The sequence below is a fragment of the Acaryochloris sp. IP29b_bin.137 genome, assembly GCF_028285745.1.
Taxonomy (GTDB): domain Bacteria; phylum Cyanobacteriota; class Cyanobacteriia; order Thermosynechococcales; family Thermosynechococcaceae; genus Acaryochloris.
Window position 1 is genome coordinate 1 of sequence record NZ_JANQOP010000310.1, and the last position, 2559, is coordinate 2559.

At 49.6% G+C, this 2559-nt stretch carries 3 protein-coding genes; 2 read left to right on the forward strand and 1 reads right to left on the reverse strand.

The features are described 5' to 3' along the window. Positions 1-60: 60 nt before the first annotated feature. On the reverse strand, positions 61-951 hold the full coding sequence (locus tag Q0991_RS21475) for an AraC family transcriptional regulator (protein ID WP_299492415.1): 891 nt from the start codon (positions 949-951) through the stop codon (positions 61-63). Between the two features lie 207 nt (positions 952-1158). Between Q0991_RS21475 and Q0991_RS21480 the strand changes: the two genes are divergently transcribed. Together Q0991_RS21480 and Q0991_RS21485 are read left to right on the forward strand one after the other, a co-directional pair. Next, positions 1159-1599, forward strand: coding sequence for a DUF6326 family protein (locus Q0991_RS21480; RefSeq protein ID WP_299492417.1), 441 nt, complete (start codon positions 1159-1161; stop codon positions 1597-1599). A gap of 64 nt (positions 1600-1663) precedes the next feature. Beyond that, entirely contained in the window at positions 1664-2407 is a 744-nt protein-coding gene (locus Q0991_RS21485) for an NAD(P)-dependent alcohol dehydrogenase (protein ID WP_299492419.1), read from the forward strand. Positions 2408-2559: the final 152 nt, after the last annotated feature.

Consider the following 2559-nt stretch of genomic DNA (forward strand, 5'->3'; position numbering starts at 1 on the left):
TGTATTGTTTTCGTTTCTTACTCATGAATCACTCCTATCATTTTTTGAAGGATTCAGAGCTTAGATACCTGTCCGAATTTTAGGGTCCATTATATTTGTCTCCACCATCTGCCGAAATTTTCGGCCAAACTGGCTGTGGCTATTAAACCCACACTCCAGAGCGATCTCCACAATGGGTCGATCGGTATGTTTCAGAAGTGTTTTAGCCCGTTCCAGCCGTTGCAGCATCAGATATTGATAGGGAGATCGGCCCAGAGATTGCTTGAATAAACGACCGAAATGAAACTGGCTGATATCTACTAACGCGGCCAAGTCTGCCAGGGTGATTTCATTACCCAAATGGGCATCGATATAGTCTAAAACCCTTAAAAGTTGACGTTGAGGGAGTCCACCTTCGTAGGCCGGCAGCTCAGGTCGATTGGTTCCATGATGCCGTAGCAAATGGACGGCTAACACATTAGCCAGCGAATCAACATATAGGTTGCGGCCAAATGATTCACCCTGGAGTTCAGTCAGGAGCATTGTTGCGATCACCTCAATTTGAGCATCACGGGTTTGAAAGGCTGGGACGAGTTGGATGCGATCGCCATCCTGACCCAGGGTCTCCCCTGCCACCCGGCGTAGAAACGAATCTTGAAGCCGCATTTGCACAATATGAACATCTCCCTCGGCCTGGGTCGCTAGCCTTGTATCTGCTGGGGTGATCAGCAAATCTCCCTTGCTGTAGAGTCCGGCATGGGTACGCCCCTCTTGCCGATGAGAAAATTTGAACGGGCGCGGCGACAGGAACAGCCCCAGGGTATGTTCGTTCGGATAACTCCATGCATCTGCACCTGTATCATTGCGGCAGACATGGCGAGCAGACCGAATCGCTAATGGTCCCCATTGCTGGGTGATATGCCATTCAGCTTGAGCAGACCATTCCGATGATGAAAACGCGGTTTGAGACATAGGCATCTACAGCAATACGGTACCAATCTGACATCGTGAGCAAACTGATAGCGCTCTAGCACTCCTGACCGGATTCATATCATCCAAGTCTAACGTCCTGGGAAAAATCCATAGCAAGAATATGCCAAGTCAGCGGGAATTAGATAGCTGCGCAGCCATGCTTCCCCCAAATTGAGGACAAATAGACGAGTTCACGATTCAGACACCATGATGAAATCAAGCCCTAAAAACACAGATTTAGCCCGTAAGTCTTTACTATCAACGCTGTGGGTATTTGTCCTGTTGAACATGGTCTATGCCGACATTTTGGGAATGTTGCGGCCTGGATACTTAGACTTTTTAGATCGAATGAGTCAGCAACTCACAGGAAGTACGGTGTTGTTCTTTGCCATGTTCATGGAGGTCGCGATCGCAATGATTCTCCTGTCTCGCGTCTTAGCTTATAAAGCCAATCGCTGGGCACACTTCATCGCTATTCCGCTAACAATTCTCTGGGTTGTTGTGCCTGCCCTCCTACCGTCCCTGGGCGAAACGACCCCACTCTCTTACGTATTTTTTGCCTCGGTAGAAGTCATGACGATGGTGTTCATGTTCGGGTACGTGTGGCAATGGCCTCAGCCAGAAAGCAAGTATAGTCAGCCTTGGTAGAACCATCGACCTTGGGCAGTAGCACTGCTCTGAAGAACTTCATCTAATAGCAGCGGATTCCACTATGAAAGCAATTGTTTTGACCCAATACGGATCTCCAGATGATCTGAAGCTAAAAGATATTGAAAAGCCGACTCCTAGCGATGGCGAAGTTTTGGTCAAAATCCATGCGACCTCAATCAATGACTGGGATTGGTGCCTTGTCAGGGGCACTCCCTTTTACATTCGACTGCTCTGTGGCTGGCGTAAACCCAACATCCAGATCCCCGGTGCGGAAGTAGCTGGTCGGATCGACGCAGTGGGACCAAACGTCACCCAGTTCCAACCCGGAGATGCGGTCTATGGCGACATTTCTGAGTGTGGGTTCGGTGGCTTTGCGGAGTATGTGTGTGTGCCGGAGACTGCCCTAGCTCTGATGCCTGAGAGCATGACCTTTACTGAAGCGGCAGCGATTCCCCATGCCGGGATGTTGGCGGTCCAGGGGTTGATTGGGCACCTGCAGCCCAGTCAAAAACTCCTGATCAACGGAGCTGGTGGGGGTGTAGGAACCTTGGGAGTGCAAATTGCGAATACAATTGGGGTTAAAGACGTGACGGGTGTTGATCTCGCCAGCAAATTTGCCCTGATGCGCTCAGTTGGGTTTACTCACACCATCGACTACACTCAAACCAATTTCACGGAAGGTCAAGAGCGATACGACGTGATTTTGGATACTAAGACCAATCGTTCCCCTTTTAAATATCTACCAGTACTCAATCCTGGCGGCATTTATGTGACCGTTGGCGGTTTAACACCACGACTGTTCTAGGTGCTGTTGTTGGGACCAATAATTCACTGGTTGACCCAGAAGACCGTGCGTTTAATCAATAACCTCCGGTTTTACCGGAGGTTTGGAAAGAACCCCTGAAAGGGGGTCAGGGGGTGAGACCTCAGCTCTCTAAAAGGCTCAACTGCTCCTGT

What these genes read in the sequence shown, in the direction of transcription:
- Q0991_RS21475 (WP_299492415.1), bottom strand. Translation starts at nt 951, where the DNA reads ATGTCTCAAACCGCGTTTTCATCATCGGAATGGTCTGCTCAAGCTGAA.
- Q0991_RS21480 (WP_299492417.1), top strand. Translation starts at nt 1,159, where the DNA reads ATGATGAAATCAAGCCCTAAAAACACAGATTTAGCCCGTAAGTCTTTA.
- Q0991_RS21485 (WP_299492419.1), top strand. Translation starts at nt 1,664, where the DNA reads ATGAAAGCAATTGTTTTGACCCAATACGGATCTCCAGATGATCTGAAG.